This is a genomic window from Nostoc sp. KVJ3, from assembly GCF_026127265.1.
GTDB lineage: Bacteria > Cyanobacteriota > Cyanobacteriia > Cyanobacteriales > Nostocaceae > Nostoc.
The window spans coordinates 3,971,948-3,987,789 of the sequence record NZ_WWFG01000001.1 but is presented as its reverse complement, the minus strand read 5'-3'; the positions used below and the strand labels follow the sequence as shown (position 1 = coordinate 3,987,789).

General features: G+C 42.0%; 18 protein-coding genes and 2 pseudogenes. 13 read left to right on the top strand and 7 right to left on the bottom strand.

Going from position 1 to position 15,842, the window contains the following annotated elements; genetic code table 11:
* The first annotated feature begins 25 nt into the window (after window positions 1-25).
* From GTQ43_RS16110 to GTQ43_RS16095, 4 genes and pseudogenes are all read left to right on the top strand, one after another.
* Window positions 26-1,159 (top strand): branched-chain amino acid ABC transporter permease, encoded by a 1,134-nt coding sequence (locus GTQ43_RS16110; protein WP_265273590.1) that lies wholly within the window; start codon window positions 26-28, stop codon window positions 1,157-1,159.
* The gene (locus GTQ43_RS16105) at window positions 1,149-1,931 is read left to right on the top strand and encodes an ABC transporter ATP-binding protein (protein WP_265273589.1); all 783 of its coding nucleotides are present in this window, start codon (window positions 1,149-1,151) and stop codon (window positions 1,929-1,931) included. The genes GTQ43_RS16110 and GTQ43_RS16105 overlap by 11 nt, the downstream gene beginning before the upstream one ends.
* A gap of 11 nt (window positions 1,932-1,942) precedes the next feature.
* A pseudogene (locus GTQ43_RS16100) lies at window positions 1,943-2,190 on the top strand (hypothetical protein).
* 94 nt (window positions 2,191-2,284) lie between these two features.
* Window positions 2,285-2,482: a type II toxin-antitoxin system HicB family antitoxin gene (locus GTQ43_RS16095; protein WP_265273588.1), complete on the top strand. Its 198-nt coding sequence runs from the start codon at window positions 2,285-2,287 to the stop codon at window positions 2,480-2,482.
* A gap of 57 nt (window positions 2,483-2,539) precedes the next feature.
* Here the strand turns inward: GTQ43_RS16095 and GTQ43_RS16090 are convergent, their stop codons facing one another.
* Window positions 2,540-3,130 (bottom strand): Uma2 family endonuclease, encoded by a 591-nt coding sequence (locus tag GTQ43_RS16090; protein ID WP_265273587.1) that lies wholly within the window; start codon window positions 3,128-3,130, stop codon window positions 2,540-2,542.
* 143 nt (window positions 3,131-3,273) lie between these two features.
* Here GTQ43_RS16090 and GTQ43_RS16085 point away from each other — a divergent pair, with 143 nt between their 5' ends.
* Window positions 3,274-4,008: a Uma2 family endonuclease gene (locus tag GTQ43_RS16085; RefSeq protein ID WP_265273586.1), complete on the top strand. Its 735-nt coding sequence runs from the start codon at window positions 3,274-3,276 to the stop codon at window positions 4,006-4,008.
* A gap of 13 nt (window positions 4,009-4,021) precedes the next feature.
* Here the strand turns inward: GTQ43_RS16085 and GTQ43_RS16080 are convergent, their stop codons facing one another.
* The 3 genes from GTQ43_RS16080 to glpX form a co-directional block, all read right to left on the bottom strand.
* Entirely contained in the window at window positions 4,022-4,582 is a 561-nt protein-coding gene (locus GTQ43_RS16080; RefSeq protein ID WP_265273585.1) for a metalloregulator ArsR/SmtB family transcription factor, read from the bottom strand.
* A gap of 100 nt (window positions 4,583-4,682) precedes the next feature.
* Window positions 4,683-5,969, bottom strand: a complete 1,287-nt coding sequence (locus tag GTQ43_RS16075; RefSeq protein ID WP_265273583.1) for a glutamyl-tRNA reductase — start codon at window positions 5,967-5,969, stop codon at window positions 4,683-4,685.
* 240 nt (window positions 5,970-6,209) lie between these two features.
* On the bottom strand, window positions 6,210-7,247 hold the full coding sequence (gene glpX / locus GTQ43_RS16070) for a class II fructose-bisphosphatase (protein ID WP_094346134.1): 1,038 nt from the start codon (window positions 7,245-7,247) through the stop codon (window positions 6,210-6,212).
* A 264-nt stretch (window positions 7,248-7,511) separates the two neighbouring features.
* On the opposite strand from glpX, the gene GTQ43_RS16065 reads away from it, so the two are divergent.
* The 7 genes from GTQ43_RS16065 (at window position 7,512) to grxD (ending at window position 11,776) form a co-directional block, all read left to right on the top strand.
* Complete coding sequence (locus GTQ43_RS16065; RefSeq protein WP_265273581.1) at window positions 7,512-8,084, top strand: DUF981 family protein; 573 nt, start codon at window positions 7,512-7,514, stop codon at window positions 8,082-8,084.
* Between the two features lie 47 nt (window positions 8,085-8,131).
* Window positions 8,132-8,446, top strand: coding sequence for a glutaredoxin 3 (grxC, locus tag GTQ43_RS16060; protein ID WP_265273580.1), 315 nt, complete (start codon window positions 8,132-8,134; stop codon window positions 8,444-8,446).
* Window positions 8,447-8,675: 229 nt separating this feature from the next.
* Window positions 8,676-9,161, top strand: a complete 486-nt coding sequence (gene tadA, locus GTQ43_RS16055; RefSeq protein ID WP_265273579.1) for a tRNA adenosine(34) deaminase TadA — start codon at window positions 8,676-8,678, stop codon at window positions 9,159-9,161.
* 113 nt (window positions 9,162-9,274) lie between these two features.
* Window positions 9,275-10,078: a lysophospholipid acyltransferase family protein gene (locus GTQ43_RS16050; RefSeq protein ID WP_265273578.1), complete on the top strand. Its 804-nt coding sequence runs from the start codon at window positions 9,275-9,277 to the stop codon at window positions 10,076-10,078.
* Window positions 10,079-10,231: 153 nt separating this feature from the next.
* Complete coding sequence (locus tag GTQ43_RS16045) at window positions 10,232-10,840, top strand: hypothetical protein (protein WP_265273577.1); 609 nt, start codon at window positions 10,232-10,234, stop codon at window positions 10,838-10,840.
* 227 nt (window positions 10,841-11,067) lie between these two features.
* Window positions 11,068-11,325 carry a BolA family protein gene (locus GTQ43_RS16040; protein WP_069070136.1) on the top strand — a complete coding sequence of 86 codons (258 nt, stop codon included), beginning with the start codon at window positions 11,068-11,070 and terminating at the stop codon, window positions 11,323-11,325.
* A gap of 127 nt (window positions 11,326-11,452) precedes the next feature.
* Window positions 11,453-11,776 carry a Grx4 family monothiol glutaredoxin gene (gene grxD / locus GTQ43_RS16035; RefSeq protein ID WP_012410261.1) on the top strand — a complete coding sequence of 108 codons (324 nt, stop codon included), beginning with the start codon at window positions 11,453-11,455 and terminating at the stop codon, window positions 11,774-11,776.
* Window positions 11,777-12,636: 860 nt separating this feature from the next.
* Here grxD and GTQ43_RS16030 read toward each other — a convergent pair.
* Window positions 12,637-12,885 carry a DUF6761 family protein gene (locus tag GTQ43_RS16030; RefSeq protein ID WP_012410260.1) on the bottom strand — a complete coding sequence of 83 codons (249 nt, stop codon included), beginning with the start codon at window positions 12,883-12,885 and terminating at the stop codon, window positions 12,637-12,639.
* A gap of 581 nt (window positions 12,886-13,466) precedes the next feature.
* On the opposite strand from GTQ43_RS16030, the pseudogene GTQ43_RS16025 reads away from it, so the two are divergent.
* A pseudogene (locus GTQ43_RS16025) lies at window positions 13,467-14,239 on the top strand (response regulator transcription factor).
* Between the two features lie 59 nt (window positions 14,240-14,298).
* On the opposite strand, the gene GTQ43_RS16020 reads toward GTQ43_RS16025, so the two are convergent.
* Complete coding sequence (locus GTQ43_RS16020; RefSeq protein WP_414859102.1) at window positions 14,299-15,090, bottom strand: ATP-binding cassette domain-containing protein; 792 nt, start codon at window positions 15,088-15,090, stop codon at window positions 14,299-14,301.
* A gap of 89 nt (window positions 15,091-15,179) precedes the next feature.
* Window positions 15,180-15,746 (bottom strand): hypothetical protein, encoded by a 567-nt coding sequence (locus GTQ43_RS16015; protein ID WP_265273575.1) that lies wholly within the window; start codon window positions 15,744-15,746, stop codon window positions 15,180-15,182.
* Between the last annotated feature and the right edge of the window lie 96 nt (window positions 15,747-15,842).

Here is a 15,842-nt window from a genome sequence, read left to right as displayed (position 1 = left end):
CCCAATGCCCAAATAACTATTTAATATGGTTGACTATCTAATTTTCTTAGCAATTTCTACAGCACTTTTTGCTCTATTCGGACTGGGACTCAATTTACAGTGGGGCTTTACCGGGTTAATTAACTTTGGTCATATAGCTTTTATGACCCTGGGAGCATATACAACGGTATTGTTAAGTTTAAAGGGCGTACCCCTATTGATATCAGCAGTGGCTGGGGCAATTGTCGCCGCCTTGTTGGGTTTGATAATTGGTTTTGCAACTCTACGCTTACGGGAAGATTATCTAGGAATTGTCACCATCGGTACGGGCGAATTAATTCGTTTGGTGGTAAATAATCAGGATTTACCTGTGGGCGATACCTGGATTTCTGGGGCGTTTGGTGTGCAAAGTTATCCCATACCCCTATCTACAGAGCCAAATTTGTTTGTCAAATTAGTAATGATTGGGTTGTTAACTCTACTAGCTGCCGTAACTTTCTTTACTTTGTGGCAATGGATTCGTACCACCCAAATATCTCGGACTACTGATTTAGGCAAAAGGACAACTAGCAAGCAAGAATTTATATCCCGCTTGGCTGTGGGAATTATATTAGCAGTTTTGGCAGCAGCAATTTATATCTCTGGGGTAATTGGACTTTATAATTACAATCCAAAAGCGGGTTTGATGCTGGTGTTGCTGTTGGTTTTAGCGCTTGTATACTGGCGCTTAGAAATTTTGGTGCGATCGCCTTGGGGTAGAATTCTCAAAGCTATCCGTGAAGATGAAGAAATTCCCAAGGCGCTGGGAAAAAATGTCTTTTGGTATAAATTACAATCTCTCATGCTTGGGGGTGCGATCGCAGGTATCGCTGGTGCTTTCTTCGCTTGGCAACTCAGCGCCATTTACCCCGATAACTTCCAACCCCAGATCACCTTTGACACTTGGATTATGGTGATTCTAGGCGGTTCTGGAAATAATGTTGGCACAATCTTAGGTGCGGTAATTTTCTTTGCTTACGATGCGCTGACACGGGAAGTCTTACCTAGAATCGTTCCCCTTGATGAAGCCCGTTTGGGTGCATTTCGCATCATGGTAATCGGACTAATTTTAATGGTACTGATGATTTGGCGACCTCAAGGTATTCTAGGGAAAAAGGAGGAACTCACCCTTGGTAAATAACGAGTCATCGCCACTTCCCCTTTTGGCAGCCACTGGGCTTTCTAAAAGCTTTGGTGGTGTCAAAGCAGTTAATGAGGCGAAAATTGAGGTTGCTAAAGGCAGCATTACGGGCTTAATTGGCCCCAATGGTGCTGGTAAAACCACTTTATTTAACTTACTCTCAAACTTCATCCGCCCAGATAAGGGACGAGTGATTTTTGACGGCGAACCGATTCATAGTTTGCAACCATACCAAATTGCCCAGCAGGGAGTAATCCGCACCTTTCAGGTTGCCCGGACTCTCTCGCGGTTGTCGGTGTTAGAAAATATGCTGCTGGCGGCGCAAAAACAAACGGGTGAGAATTTTTGGCAAGTGCAGTTGCAGCCGCACATCGTAGCTAAAGAAGAAAAGGAACTGCAAGAGCGGGCAATGTTTCTATTAGAATCAGTGGGCTTGGCGAAAAAAGCACACGATTATGCTGGTTGCTTGTCTGGTGGACAACGCAAGCTGCTAGAAATGGGACGGGCGTTGATGACTAATCCCAAGTTAATTTTGTTGGATGAACCAGCCGCCGGGGTAAATCCGAGGTTGATTGATGATATTTGCGATCGCATTATCGCCTGGAACCGTCAAGACGGGATGACCTTTTTGATTATCGAACACAATATGGATGTGATTATGTCCTTGTGCGATCGCGTTTGGGTACTTGCCGAAGGACAGAATTTAGCTGACGGTACACCCGCAGAGATTCAAAGCAATCCCAAAGTTTTAGAGGCGTATTTGGGCAAATAAACTCATACCAAATGCCCAAGAAAATTAGAGAACTGAAAAGTTTATTACTACCTATAAATCGGCAAAGGGAAGTCATAGCAAATGGATACATCCAAAATTATCTAAAGCTATTATCATTGCCGGTAAAGATGGTAGTGACGCTAAGGAACGTGGATTAAATAAGATGCAAAACCTCATCCTGTCTCTAGCTTCCCTCTCCTTTATAAGGAGAGGGATTGAGGGTGAGGTAAACCAGGGACATAAATTGTATGTTATTTAATTCTTATTCCTAAACTATATTTAGAAAAGCAGGTTAATGAAGCACCAGAAGAATTAAATAAGATAGAAACTGACGAATAAGAGGAACCAGAAGTATGAAATATATCATATTAATTCAATGGTCAAATGAAGATGAATGTTATGTAGTTTCGTTACCTGATTTCTCGGATGTTATGCAGCCTTGTACTCATGGAGACACTTATAACGAGGCTTTAAAAAATGCTCAGGAAGTCTTAGAAATGTTAATTGAATCTTACTTATACCAATTTAATGTGAAGTTGCACATATCTTGATCCCCCTAAATCCCCAGATAAATTGGGGGACTTTGATTCTGACTCCTGAATTCTTCTTCAATCTTCGTTATTTTCTGCAAAATTGACTTGTTCGTAAAGGTCGCGTAATTCAATTTGAAAATCAACAGTTTGCAGTGACAAAATTGCAGATTCATGGTCAAGCTCAGTAAATGACCATTGATTTTCCGCAGTTTTTACATACTGCATCACATGATACTGATATTGGTCAATTAAAATATATTCCTTGAATTCTGCAATAGAGCGATAATAAAGAAACTTATCGCCTTGATCATAATTTTTAGTCGATTTAGATAAAACTTGAGCAATTAATATCGGATTCATAACCGTTGTTGTGCTGGTTCCTGTATAAATAGGTTGTCCCTCAATCACAATCACATCGGGATATGTATGCTGCCGATAACGGGGTATCCATAAACGTACATCACCAATATAAACATCATAATTTTTACGCCTTAAAGCAATTTTTAAGGATGCAGCTAAATTCAAAGCAATTTTATTATGATTTGTAGTGCCACCCGTCATTGGTACAATTTCTCCATCATGGTATTCGCTTTTATATTCCGCCTTTTCTTCAATTCCTAAATACTGTTCAGGTGTGTAATAGAATTTTTGTGTTTCTAACTGCATAAAGATACAACCTATGATTGTGCGGCTAAATTTTTTGACGATATTACTTACCATTTTAAAGTGCTGTCTCAAGTTAGTCGGCTACAAGTTTTGTGTGAACTGTCCTAAACTATAAGAAAGCCCAAGAGTGGAGGCATAGCGTTATGGTAATCACTCCTAATACCGCATCTGAGGTCATCTACCCCGAAAGCGACGGACAACCAATGGCGGATAATACCAAGCAATTTCGCTGGATAGTAACTATTAAAGAAAATTTAGAAATTTTATTTGCATCGCAATCAGATGTATTCATCGCCGGAGATTTACTTTGGTATCCAGTTGAAGGCAATCCTAACATCAAAAAAGCACCTGATACTCTGGTGGTGTTTGGTAGACCCAAGGGAGATAGGGGTTCTTACAAACAATGGGAAGAAGAGAACATTCCGCCACAGGTGGTATTTGAAATATTATCTCCTGGCAATACAACTAAAGAAATGGCACATAAACTCCTGTTTTATCAACGTTATGGAGTTGAAGAATATTATATTTATGACCCAGACAAAAATGAATTAACAGGGTTTGTCCGCTCAGAAGATTGGTTGCAAGAAATTAACCAGATTCATGGGTGGATAAGTCCCCGTTTGCAAATCCGCTTTGAACTTACCCCACAAACTCTAGAAATATATCGCCTTGATGGATATAAGTTTCTTACACCCGTTGAGCTTGACCAAGTACGTACACAAGAACGTCAACGTGCTGAACAAGAACGTCAACGTGCTGAACAAGAACGTCAAGCTAAAGAAATAGCTCTCCAACAACTAGAGGAAGAACGCCAACGATATCAAGATTTATTGACACGACTACAAGAACGGGGAATTGACCCAGAACAACTTTTATGAAACATTTTTCAATCTATGTTGTACGCCAATAAACTCCATTCTCTCGCTGCATTAATTGGGAAGCAATAAACTCTCGTCGCAGGGTGGCGCAATCAGGATGGTAGCGTTTGAGAATGTCATTTACAAGGGGTTCAGGATAGTTGACTCCGATATCAAACTGGTTTGCTAACCACTTGAGAATAACTAGACGCTTTTTGCGACTAGCAGGAATTTCTTTAAGGTAATCACCCTCGAAATAATTTTTCAATACTTTGCTTTCCCAAGCCTCAGTATCCACATCCTCAATCAAAGATGCCATTTTCTCAGGTGTGAAAATTTCCTTACTGATGCTTTGCAAAGCCTCACTATCCAATTGATACAGACGGCTATTACCCTCCGGGCGCATTGTCACCAAATTTAGCTCTTTAAGTTTGGCTAAATGATGGGATACCGTCGGTTCCTTGAGTTGCAGTAGCGCCGCCAACTCTTCAACGCTGCACTCCTGATTCGCCAGAATACCTACAATCTTCAATCGGCTATCATCCGCTAATGCCTTGAAAAAGCGCAGTAAGATGTTAAATTGCTCTGGTTGCATAACTAACTTCTAATTAGATAGATGTCTAATTAGAAGTATATCTAATTTAAAAGCTAATATCCCCAACTTCTTATAGAAATCGGGGATTTTATTGTTCAGTTTAACTAAACTGTTCCTCTGCATCTAGGTTGAACAGCATTTGTAGAGTTTGCATACAGCGCCGTCTAGCTTCCACATCTTGCTGCGATCGCAATTGCACCATTGGGTCATGTAAAATCTTATTGACAATTCCCCGTGTTAATGCTTCGATTACCTCTTGATGTTTTTCAGCGAATTCTGAACCCAATCTCGACAAAGCTTTTTCTAACTCTTGTTCGCGGATAGTTTCGACTTTATTTCGCAGACAGCTAATAGTCGTGACAGTTTCCAGAGAACGCCACCAAATATCAAAAGCTTCCACTTCTTCCTCTAAAAGTCGCTCTGCTTCCTGGGCAATCTTCCGACGGCTTTCGTAGTTTTGCGCCACTACAGCCTTCAAATCATCCACATTAAACGCCTGCACGTTTTCTAATTCATTGACATCTGCATGAACGTTACGCGGCACAGAAATATCAAATAACATTAGGGAGCGCTGAACTTCTAAAACCATTTCCAATTTAGCCCGATCGAGTATTGGCTCAGTTGCCGAAGTACTTGTGAACACTAGATCGCTATCGGCAATCACTGCCATCATTTCCGATAGCGGATGAATTTGGATCGGTTGTTGAGGGAACTGCTTGGCTAATTCTTGGGCGCGATCGCGGGAGCGATTTACAATACTAATTTGCACCGCACCTTTAGAAAGTAAGTGTTGCACCAGCAGCCGTGACATTTTACCAGCACCCAGAATTACCACTCGACAAGCAGCTAAATTTGCCACTTTTATCTGTGCTAACTCCACAGCTGCCGAACTAATAGAGACAGCGCCAGTACCAATACTAGTTTCAGTCCTAACCCGCTTACCTGCTGTTAGCGCTTGTTTAAATAATCGATTCAAAATGGTTTTTATACCGTTATATTGCTGTCCCAGTTTGTGAGTAGTTTTCACCTGAGCCAGAATTTGACCTTCTCCGAGTACCAGACTATCTAAACCACCTGCTACCCGCATGACGTGCATTACGGCATCATCATGTAGCAACATAAATAAATGTTGTCGCAGAGAAATAACGGGCAATTTACTATATTCTGCAAGAAACTGAGTTATTTCTCGGATACCTTGGTCTGCTTCGCTGGTAACAATATAGATTTCCAGACGGTTACAAGTGCTAAGAATTGCAACTTCATCAATATGAGGATAGCTGGCCAGTTGAGCGATCGCACTTTCAATTTGTGGTTCTGGAATGCTCAGTTTTTCCCGGACTTCTACTGGGGCTGTTTTATGGCTTAACCCCACCACTGCTATATTCATTTGCTAAATCGTAGTTACTAGTTGGTAGTTGAAAATCGGGCATTGAGTCAGAATAGGGAATGGGGAATTTTTGTTTATTGGTTGGTAGTTTTTCCCTGCAACAAACAACAAATAATCACTAACTACTAACTACTAACTACTGTAAGGATGAAGCATTTGGGTGACTATTTTCCATTTTAATCGAAAGATTTCTTTCCAAATACTTTACCCCTACTTAAATCATTCCCCATTCCCTAAAAATTAGTTCAGTTGGAGAGTCTTGGGTTCACCAAGCATGTGAATCGTATCAACAAATCGAGCAGTTTTCGATTGGTTGGAAATTACCAAGCTTTGAGTTCTGGCTCCACCGTTGAAGAAACGTACACCTTCCATCAGATTACCACTGGTAATGCCGCAAGCAGCGAACAAAACAGTTTTACCAGATGCCAGTTCATGAGCATCATAGACCTTATCGGGGTCATTGATATTCATAGACGTTAAACGCTCAATATTGGCTTCTCTGCTTTCTCCAATTAAACCTGTTTTTACTACTGCTGGATCGTAAATCAGTTGACCTTGGAAGTGTCCACCCAAAGCACGCATTGCTGCTGCCGAGATTACACCTTCAGGAGCCGCACCAATACCCATCAGCGCGTGGATATTAGTTCCAGCAAAACCACAGCTGATAGCTGCACCCACATCACCGTCTGAAATTAGGGCAACTCTCGCTCCAGCCTCACGGATTTCTTTAATTAAATCGTTGTGGCGTTCGCGCTTCATGACCACGATCACAAGTTCTTCAATGGAGCGCTCTAGACACTCAGCGAGAATCTTGAGGTTTTCTGTTGCTGACTTGTTGATGTCTACCTTGCCCTTAGCTGCGGGAGGTGCTGCTAACTTCTTCATGTAAAAGTCAGGAGCAGCAAATAATCCACCCTTTTCAGAAATTGCTAAGACAGCCATCGAACCAGGTTGCCCATAAGCTACCAAGTTTGTACCTTCACAGGGGTCAACCGCAATATCAATTTCGATTAATTCATCAGGGTTACACAAGCTACTGGCATTTGGTTGGGTACAGATACCAACTTCTTCCCCGATGTATAGCATCGGCGCGTCGTCGCGTTCGCCTTCCCCAATCACAATGCGACCGCGCATATAGATTTTATTCATCCGCTCCCGCATAGCTTCCACAGCTACTTGGTCAGCGATATTTTTTTCGCCTTTACCCATCCACTTTGCGGATGCGATCGCGGCTTGCTCTACTACTTCAATAATCTCTAACCCAAGTGAATTTTCCACAGAGTCTACCCTCTCAGCTGCTTGAATTTCCGTCGTTTCATCTGCCTATTTCAGTTTTCAAGTCTACCAAAGGGCGGATACACGTGGAAGAAAGTTAAGTTTTACTGCTAACTCGTTATAAAAGTGCCAGTTAACACATATTACTTTTTTACTCATAACTTCTATGTTTATCTTTAGGTATAAAATCATAATGAAAAAATAAATTCACTAAAAACTCAAAAACGACGCATAGAGTAGATAGCTTATTAAATTCAGAGGTTAATCGTGTTTATTGACTACATCACACTCATGTTGATCAATATGGTAGCTGGGCTATTTCTACTGGCTGACTATGTGTATCGTGGTATAGATAGTTCTAATCAAAAACAGTGGATTCCCGGTTTTGGGATTACGGGGGCAATTGCCCTGACAACTGGTTTACACATGAGCTTCACCTGGCCAGTTATTGGTAGCTTTAACATTGCCTTTGGTGAAACAAGTGTCTTATTTGGAATCTTGTTTGTTGCAGCAGCGATCGCACTTGCTCAAGGTTGGGATTTATTCACAATAGCAGTTTACGGCTTTTTTGCTGGCGTAGTTGCGATCGTAGTGGGTATCCGCATCATCAACTTGAATTTGACTAAGCAACCGCTTTTATCGGGAATCGGCTTTATTTTAACTGGCTTAGGTGGTATTTTTGCAGCGCCAACCCTTTGCTGGAAACCCAACCGAACTTGGCGGCTAATTGGCGTAGCAGTGCTAATAGTAGCCGCTCTAATTTGGGCATTGACTGGATATTTGTCTTACTGGAATCATTTAGAAAGTTTCCAAAAGTGGGTTCCAGCGCCGATGCGGTAAGCAATGATCTAGGCTAGAGATATACTTTAAACCTGCTTAAGATAAATATGCTGGACTTTCTTAATCCCCTTTTAAATCGCCATCCAGAGCGAGTTAAAGCCAACGTCGAACTTTACACCTGGCAAACCTGCCCTTACTGCATTCGTGCCAAAATACTGCTGTGGTGGAAAGGTGTAAATTTTACCGAATATAAAATCGACGGCGACGAAGCAGCTAGAGCTAAAATGGCAGAACGCGCTAACGGAAAACGTACCGTACCGCAAATTTTCATTAACAACCACCACATTGGCGGCTGCGATGACCTCTATCAGCTAGACACACAAAGCCAACTCGATCCCCTTTTAGCCCAAGTCGCTATTTAGAAATCAAATTAGCCCCCAAAAGTCTCATAGAATTCGCGGCTATACAAACGTACCACATTGGCAAACCCGCAGAGTAGACCGCCTCCAAGGACTAACCGTAATATTATTAAGGCTTTTTAACCCACGGAGGTGGGTTTTGTTTGTGTAGACGCGGTTTATAACCGCTTTTTTAACTATCTTGCTCGTCCAAAAGTGAGCATATTTTTAAAGTTTTTATATTGATAAGAAGATGATAACTAAATACACAGAATATCTTATACATCAACAATGGATGAGTTATGCCCTAGAATTAGCAAAAGTAGCAGGTGATGCAGGTGAAGTCCCTGTGGGTGCTGTTATCATTGATTCAACAGGCAAATTGCTGGCACAAGGAGAAAACAGAAAAGAACGCGACAAAGACCCTACCGCTCATGCGGAAATTCTCGCTCTCAAGACAGCTGCAACAACTTTACAAAATTGGCATCTTAATGAATGTACCCTCTACGTAACTCTTGAACCGTGTCCGATGTGTGCAGGTGCTATTTTGCAAGCGCGTGTCGGACAAGTTGTATATGGAGTAGACGATACAAAAACTGGCGCAATTCGTACAGTTATTAACATACCCGATAGTGCTGCTTCTAATCACCGTCTCCAGGTTATTGGAGGCATTCTAGAGTCAGCTTGTCGTAAGCAATTACAGGCTTGGTTTGCGACTAGGCGACGTAGGGTAAACTAACGGACAGAGGTAAAACTGTCCATCTAGTACGACACAACTCACGCAAGAGAATCTACGGTGTAACTAATCAGGCTTTTCGTTAAATTTTTACCCGTCAATCAGCTGCATCCGTCATGATGGAATTTCACTCTTCATCCGATCCCTGCCAGCATACACCAGCAAATCATCAGGTGGCTGGTACTACTTCAAAGGTTTCTCCTTGGTTAAGTCCTCTGGCATATTTATTAGGCCGTCACTGCCTATTACCATTATTCTTTGGGCAAATTAGAATAACCGGACAAAAAAATATCCCTACAACTGGGCCTGTTATCCTAGCGCCTACCCATCGGGCACGCTGGGATGCATTGCTTGTACCCTACGCTACGGCTGATTGTCGGAGAGAACAAGACCTGCGGTTTATGGTGACTATTGACGAATGCCAAGGTTTACAAGGCTGGTTTGTCAAGCGTTTGGGGGGGTTTCCTGTAAATTCTAAGCATCCATCAATCCGCACGCTGCGACATGGAGTTGAGCTACTTCAACAGAAAAAAACCCTGGTTATCTTTCCAGAAGGCAATATTTTTCGTGATGGCCAAGTTCACCAGTTGAAGCCGGGAATTGCTCGTCTTGCTTTGAGTGCTGAATCTAGTCATTCTGGGCTGGGAGTAAAAATTATTCCTATAGGCATTAATTACAGCCAACCTTATCCAAATTGGGGTACAGATGTAAGTATTGACATTGGCTGCCCAATCAGAGTAGCGGATTACATGAGTGGTTGTATAAAACACGACGCAAAAAGCATCACAACTGATTTAGGAAAGGTACTGCAACAATTAAGCCATCAAGAAACAAAAAGTACTAATCACGCATTTGCAGAAATTACTAATTCTCGATCCCCTCAAGGATTAGGTGTGGCTCATCAGGGCGATTTAAGTTAGCTACTACACAGGGTAATGGGAACTCTATTAAACCGATTTTTAGTCTAAATCAGAGATACTTAGGATGTAGCTATGCTTTGTTGAAGGCCAAAACAGAGTTAAGATACCCGAAGTTTCCATAACTTTAATATAGTTCTCGCACTAATTGATCCCATGAACACTGCTGCCGCTGTTACCTTGATGCACCGTACCCTTTTATCAGTCATAGCAGTTCTTAGTCTGCTATCACCTGTGAATGCTCAGGTATCACAGTCACCAGGGACTACCAGCCAACCACAACCGATTGACCCCAACGATCCCAATAATCTGCGCCCCATAACCGAAAGTAACAGCATTTTGAGTATTGAAGGTGGCGATCGCTTAGTAAAAGAAGCAGACCAAGCCGTTTCTGCTCAAAACTATCCCTTAGCCGCAAAGAAACTCCAAGAAGCACGCCAGGTTTATAATCAGCTATCTAATTTTTATCAAGAATTAAACGCTAGCTTTTCGGGAATTGACAATAGAGTTTCTGATTCTCAGCGTCAAAAAGCTCTCATAACAGCCCAAAAGCGAGATGAAGCAACCTTTCAGCTAGCATTGGTACATCGGGCACAAAATCAGCCAGAATTAGCTGTGCCGTTGTTGATTCAAATCATTAAGAGTCAAAATCCGACACGGGATTTAGGCAAGAAAGCCTATAAACAGTTGTTTGAGTTGGGTTTTGTAGATTCTCCCTATCCAAGAGAAGGTGGTAGTTCATCTTCCTCATCCCCAAAAAAATAAATTAAATTTTTGTTGCCTGTTTTTCCCTACCCTTATCTCTCTAACTAGGCCCTTGGGAACGCTCAAGTGCTAGGATAGACTCATCCGCCGTAGACAAAACCTGAGCGTTCTCAAAAATACACCTCAGAGGCGGGTTTATCTACAGCCTTGCCAAAAACCTGAAGTTGGCACAGGCTTTTGCTCTATATCTGTTAATAATAGAAAAGTAAGTTTTTTCAGGAATAGCGATGATTAGTCCGCAGCAGGTTGAGGCAATGATCAAGGCGGAACTGCCAGACGCACAGGTTCAGGTGCAAGACTTGACTGGTGGCGGCGACCACTATCAAGTGACAGTAGTTTCATCGCACTTTGCAGGTAAAGGACTAGTGCAACAGCATCAGTTAGTTTATGGTGCGTTGGGTCAAGCTATGTCAACTGAAGCGATTCATGCCTTGGCGGTAAAAACATACACTCCCGAAGCTTGGCAAGCAACAGCAAGTTCCTAAAGTTAGGAGATGCGGTTAATCGCCTCTGTACAGGAGTTAAGAGTAGAGACGCGATCAATCGCGTCTGTTAAAAATTTATAACTCCTCACTCGTCATCGTTGAATTCAACATAGGAAACACAAATATCATGACACCAGAACTCAAAGAGAAAATTGATAACTTGCTACAACAGAACAAGATTCTAGTTTTCATGAAGGGAAATAAGCTAATGCCCCAATGTGGTTTCTCCAATAACGTTGTGCAGATTCTTAATACCTTGGGAGTTCCCTTCGAGACGGTTGATGTTCTATCAGATTCTGAAATCCGGCAGGGAATCAAGGAATACTCTAACTGGCCGACAATTCCCCAAGTGTATATCAATGGTGAATTCGTTGGCGGTTCTGACATCTTGATTGAACTGTACCAAAAAGGTGAATTGCAGCAAAAAGTAGAAGTAGCACTAGCTTCCTAATCTCTCTTTACACAATCAAGGCAATATGCCGTTTTAATGTCCTTGAAAGGGGAAATACTATTTATCTCCCCTTTCAAGGGTTTTTTAATAGGTTAGGGACTTCCAAGAAATAAATTATCCCAATGAACGAACCGCAGAGGCAAGGCAGCGCGGTCTTGGGGAGCCAGTGCGGTCTTGGGGTCTCCCCAAGTGGAGCATCTGGCGTGGTTTCCCCCATGAGCGACTGCCGCGCAGAGGACACAGAGGAATAAGGGTTTGAGAGATTTTTATGTTAGGTGGTTGAGTGTTTTTTTATTTGGAAGTCCCTTACTTGCTGACAACTGACAAAAATACTTTATCTACCTATAGGAATCCGGTTTGATTTCTGAAAAATCCGTAGGATGTTATCGCGGAGAGTACGGCACCAAACCCTTGATGATGGTGCGTTACGAACTTCGTTCTAGCACACCCTAAAATACTTAATTTTGTTCAAAAACCAAATAGAAGTCCTATATATTGCAATACCCTTGGGTTAAGGATTTTTGGGAGAACCATAAAGCTGTAGAGACGCGAAAGCATATAGCTGGACGTTCGCGATAGCGTCTAGTAGAGAAATACAATTTTGCGTCTCTACGCTATCCGCTAGATGAGAATTTTAGTCTTATCTGAATCGTATTGACCTAATATTGGCTTAATTTCATAGCTAGTCAACAATCCCCTCAGTCGTATTGGCAAGACCAATATAAGGCTGAGGGGATGCGTTTAATCAATACAATATCTCCAAAGTCTCACACCACGGCAAAATGTTGACCAATACAGATAATATGCTATAATCATCTGCGGTAATTAAGGATTACTATCAATGACCAAGTAAATGGTGCTTAGTAGTAATCGGGTTGTGGCTGTGGTTGCGGCACTGCAAAATTTGACCCATCGTACAAGTAGCGGCTGGCTTCCTCTTCTAGGCGATGAATCAGATAAGGTTCAATGACGTTGCTATGTCGCAATGCGGCTAGATATCCATCCAAATACATCCGCATATCATCCGTGCGATAACCGCGATTCCATAACTCGACGAAGGCATCGGTGAGTCTTTGGTAATAGCGGATGGTTTGTGTGTCTTGGAGCATAACTGCTGTATTAATCTCTTGGAATGAGAATTGTAAATGATTCACGCTCAAATGTGAAGTGTAGTTTCACTTTGGCATTAACTCAAAGTCAACACATCTACTTTGGGTAGTACCCTCATAGCAGCTACAAGCTACTTTAATCCTATTCCAGAAAACATCTATTCTACTTATCTGCCAAGTTATTTTTCTAATTTTCATAGTCAATAGCCAATTGTATTGGTGTTATGTTCTTAACTGGAGGCGCTAATTTTTGCGAAAAACCTCCTTTTACTATCAGGTTAAAAAGCTGTTGTATTAATGGTTAGCTGATTGGATTATAGATATTTCCCACATTACATCCATCTACAAGTGGAATGTTAAGCTACAAGAATTTTTGCTCCGTCTAATAACGCTGCTGAGAAATTTAATAAAAATTTAATAATATTTCTAATCCCCTATCCACAAGGAATAAATTAAAGATATTACTACGCCTTTTATAAGGAAATGTAAAGCTAATAGCAGTTGAAGTAACAAAGGCTACAAAACCTTAGAGATGGGCTTGTTACTTTGAAAGTCATCAGACGCTAAGGGGTCTTGCCGCTGTGGGTTCGGTTTGTATAGAAATCATTGAGGGGAATCCCCATCTGAGATCGTTGTTGGGTTGGCACTTGCAACAGATGGAATACCGTGTGCATCAAGCTGCCAGTATTTATCAAGCAAGGGAAGTTTTTTTAAGCCATCAACCAACACTGGTAGTATTGGATGCAGACCTGCCTGATGGTGATGGCATTGAGTTTTGTCGTTGGTTGCATCGTCAGCAGCAGCCTCTAATCTTAATGCTATCTGCCCGTAATAGTGAAGGTGATATTGTCGCAGGTTTAAAGGCGGGTGCAGATGATTACCTGAGTAAACCTTTTGGGATGCAAGAGTTTTTAGCACGGGTAGAGGCACTGATTCGCCGGAAGCGCACACCGACTGCACCAGCTTATTTGGATTATGGCACTTTGCAAATCGATTTAGTTCAGCGTCGTGTCCGCTTTCAGGGGAGTTTATCGATTTAACGCCCCAGGAATTCAGTTTGCTGTACGTTTTAGCACAAGCTGGGGGAGTACCTCTGAGTAGGTCGGAATTGCTGCGTCGTGCTTGGCCTGATGCTATCGATAACCCTCGTACCATTGATACTCACGTTTTATCGCTGCGGAAAAAGGTTGAACTCGATCCTCGCCAACCAAACTTGATTCAAACTATCCGCAATGTAGGATACCGTTTTAACATGGAAATTTTGAATACCAATATTTCACAATCACAAACAGCAAAATTAGCTAGAGAGAGATTTAATAATCAACGTTCAACACTTAGTAGTAGTCAGGTGTAATGGGGCATTGGGCATTGAGATAAAAACTCTTGACTTCTGTCTTGTGACCAATTCAAAATCTAAAATCCAAAATCGTCCTGAGTTTCTGCTTTAATTAAGCTTTGTCGTAATTCAAGCCAGTTTATTTCAGAGACTGTTTGATTTGCGGATAAATGACCCTGTTGTAGGTGTAATAACCTAGTGCAAAATATCTGAGCAAGTTCCAGTTGATGATTTACCATCAAAATTGTAGTTTGATGAGCTTGACTCAACTGGATTAAGACTTGCATTAGATGAGATGCTGTACCTGCATCAAGGGCTGAGGTTGGCTCGTCTAATAATAATATTTTAGGCTGGATGAGTAAGGCACGAGCGATCGCTACTATTTGTCGTTGTCCAGCAGAAAGTTGTACCTCAGTTCGCCCTAACCATTCATTGGGAATGTGCAGTTGTTCTGTCCAATAACTGATTCGTTCCTGAATTGTCTGTTTGGGCAAACCACGCAAAACTAAAGGATAAGCCAAGGCTTGTTGAACTGTCATCCCCAACAGCTTTGATTCTTGCAATACAAGTACAACCATCTGGCGTAGCTGGATGACAGGGATTTGGCGATATTCTTGATTTTCTAGATAGATTTTGCCACTCGTTGGTTCAATTAGGCGGTTGATGAGGCGTAATAACGAGGTTTTTCCTGCGCCTACTGGCCCTACAATGGCAATGCGTTCGCCGCAAGCGTTGGCGGAGCCATCGCCCTGAAATACCTCCAAGTCAATATCTCGCAATATGGGATATCCTTGCTGATTGCCTGGAAGTTGGGTTTTTAGCTTTGCAAACAGATTAATTTGCTCTAGCCTGAGTGTTGCCTTATTCAAGGGAAGTGAGGAGATAGGGGAGATAGGGGAGATAGGGGAGATAGGGGAGAAATAACCAATGCCCTATGCCCTATGCCCCATTCCCAATTTTAAGTTAATTGTGCAGTAGTTAAAGCTGTTGCGATCGCCCAGCCATCGACCAATAGTAGCAGCAGTGTGAATCCTAATAAAATCAGGTACATCCACGGCTGTGCTAAAGGGCGAACATCTGTAGTATCAATGCCTGTCTTGGCTTGGACAATTTGCACGAAACGGGCAAATCCAGATACACGCATGGGTAGTAAATAAGCTTTCCCATCCTGGCTGAGGAAGTAATAAACTAAGCCTCCTTGACCAGTGGTGCGGGGTTTTAACTCTTTTACCTCTGACCAAGGTAAAAACCAGCCTTTACGGAAAAAGCGAGGAACCCAGGCGGGGTAAGTAACCTGAATTCCCTGGTCATCTACTATTACTTGTTCAGTCAATACTGCATACAAGGCAACGAAGCCGATGCCAATCCCTATCCACAATAATATTGGAGATACGGGTGCGGCTGTTACCTGCGATAAAAAGGGTAATGGGACTGTGAGTGCTATGTATAGACTCAGCAAAGTTATCCGAATCAAAGGAGACAGACGAAAAACAGAAGTTGAAATATTGGCTGAGTTTACTGTCACGGCTCAATTACAATGCTTTTATTCATTGTAGGGTAGGTCTATGTTGTAGCTGGACTGTTCAATTCGTAATTCGTAATGACGCTCCTTTGTCGCTAA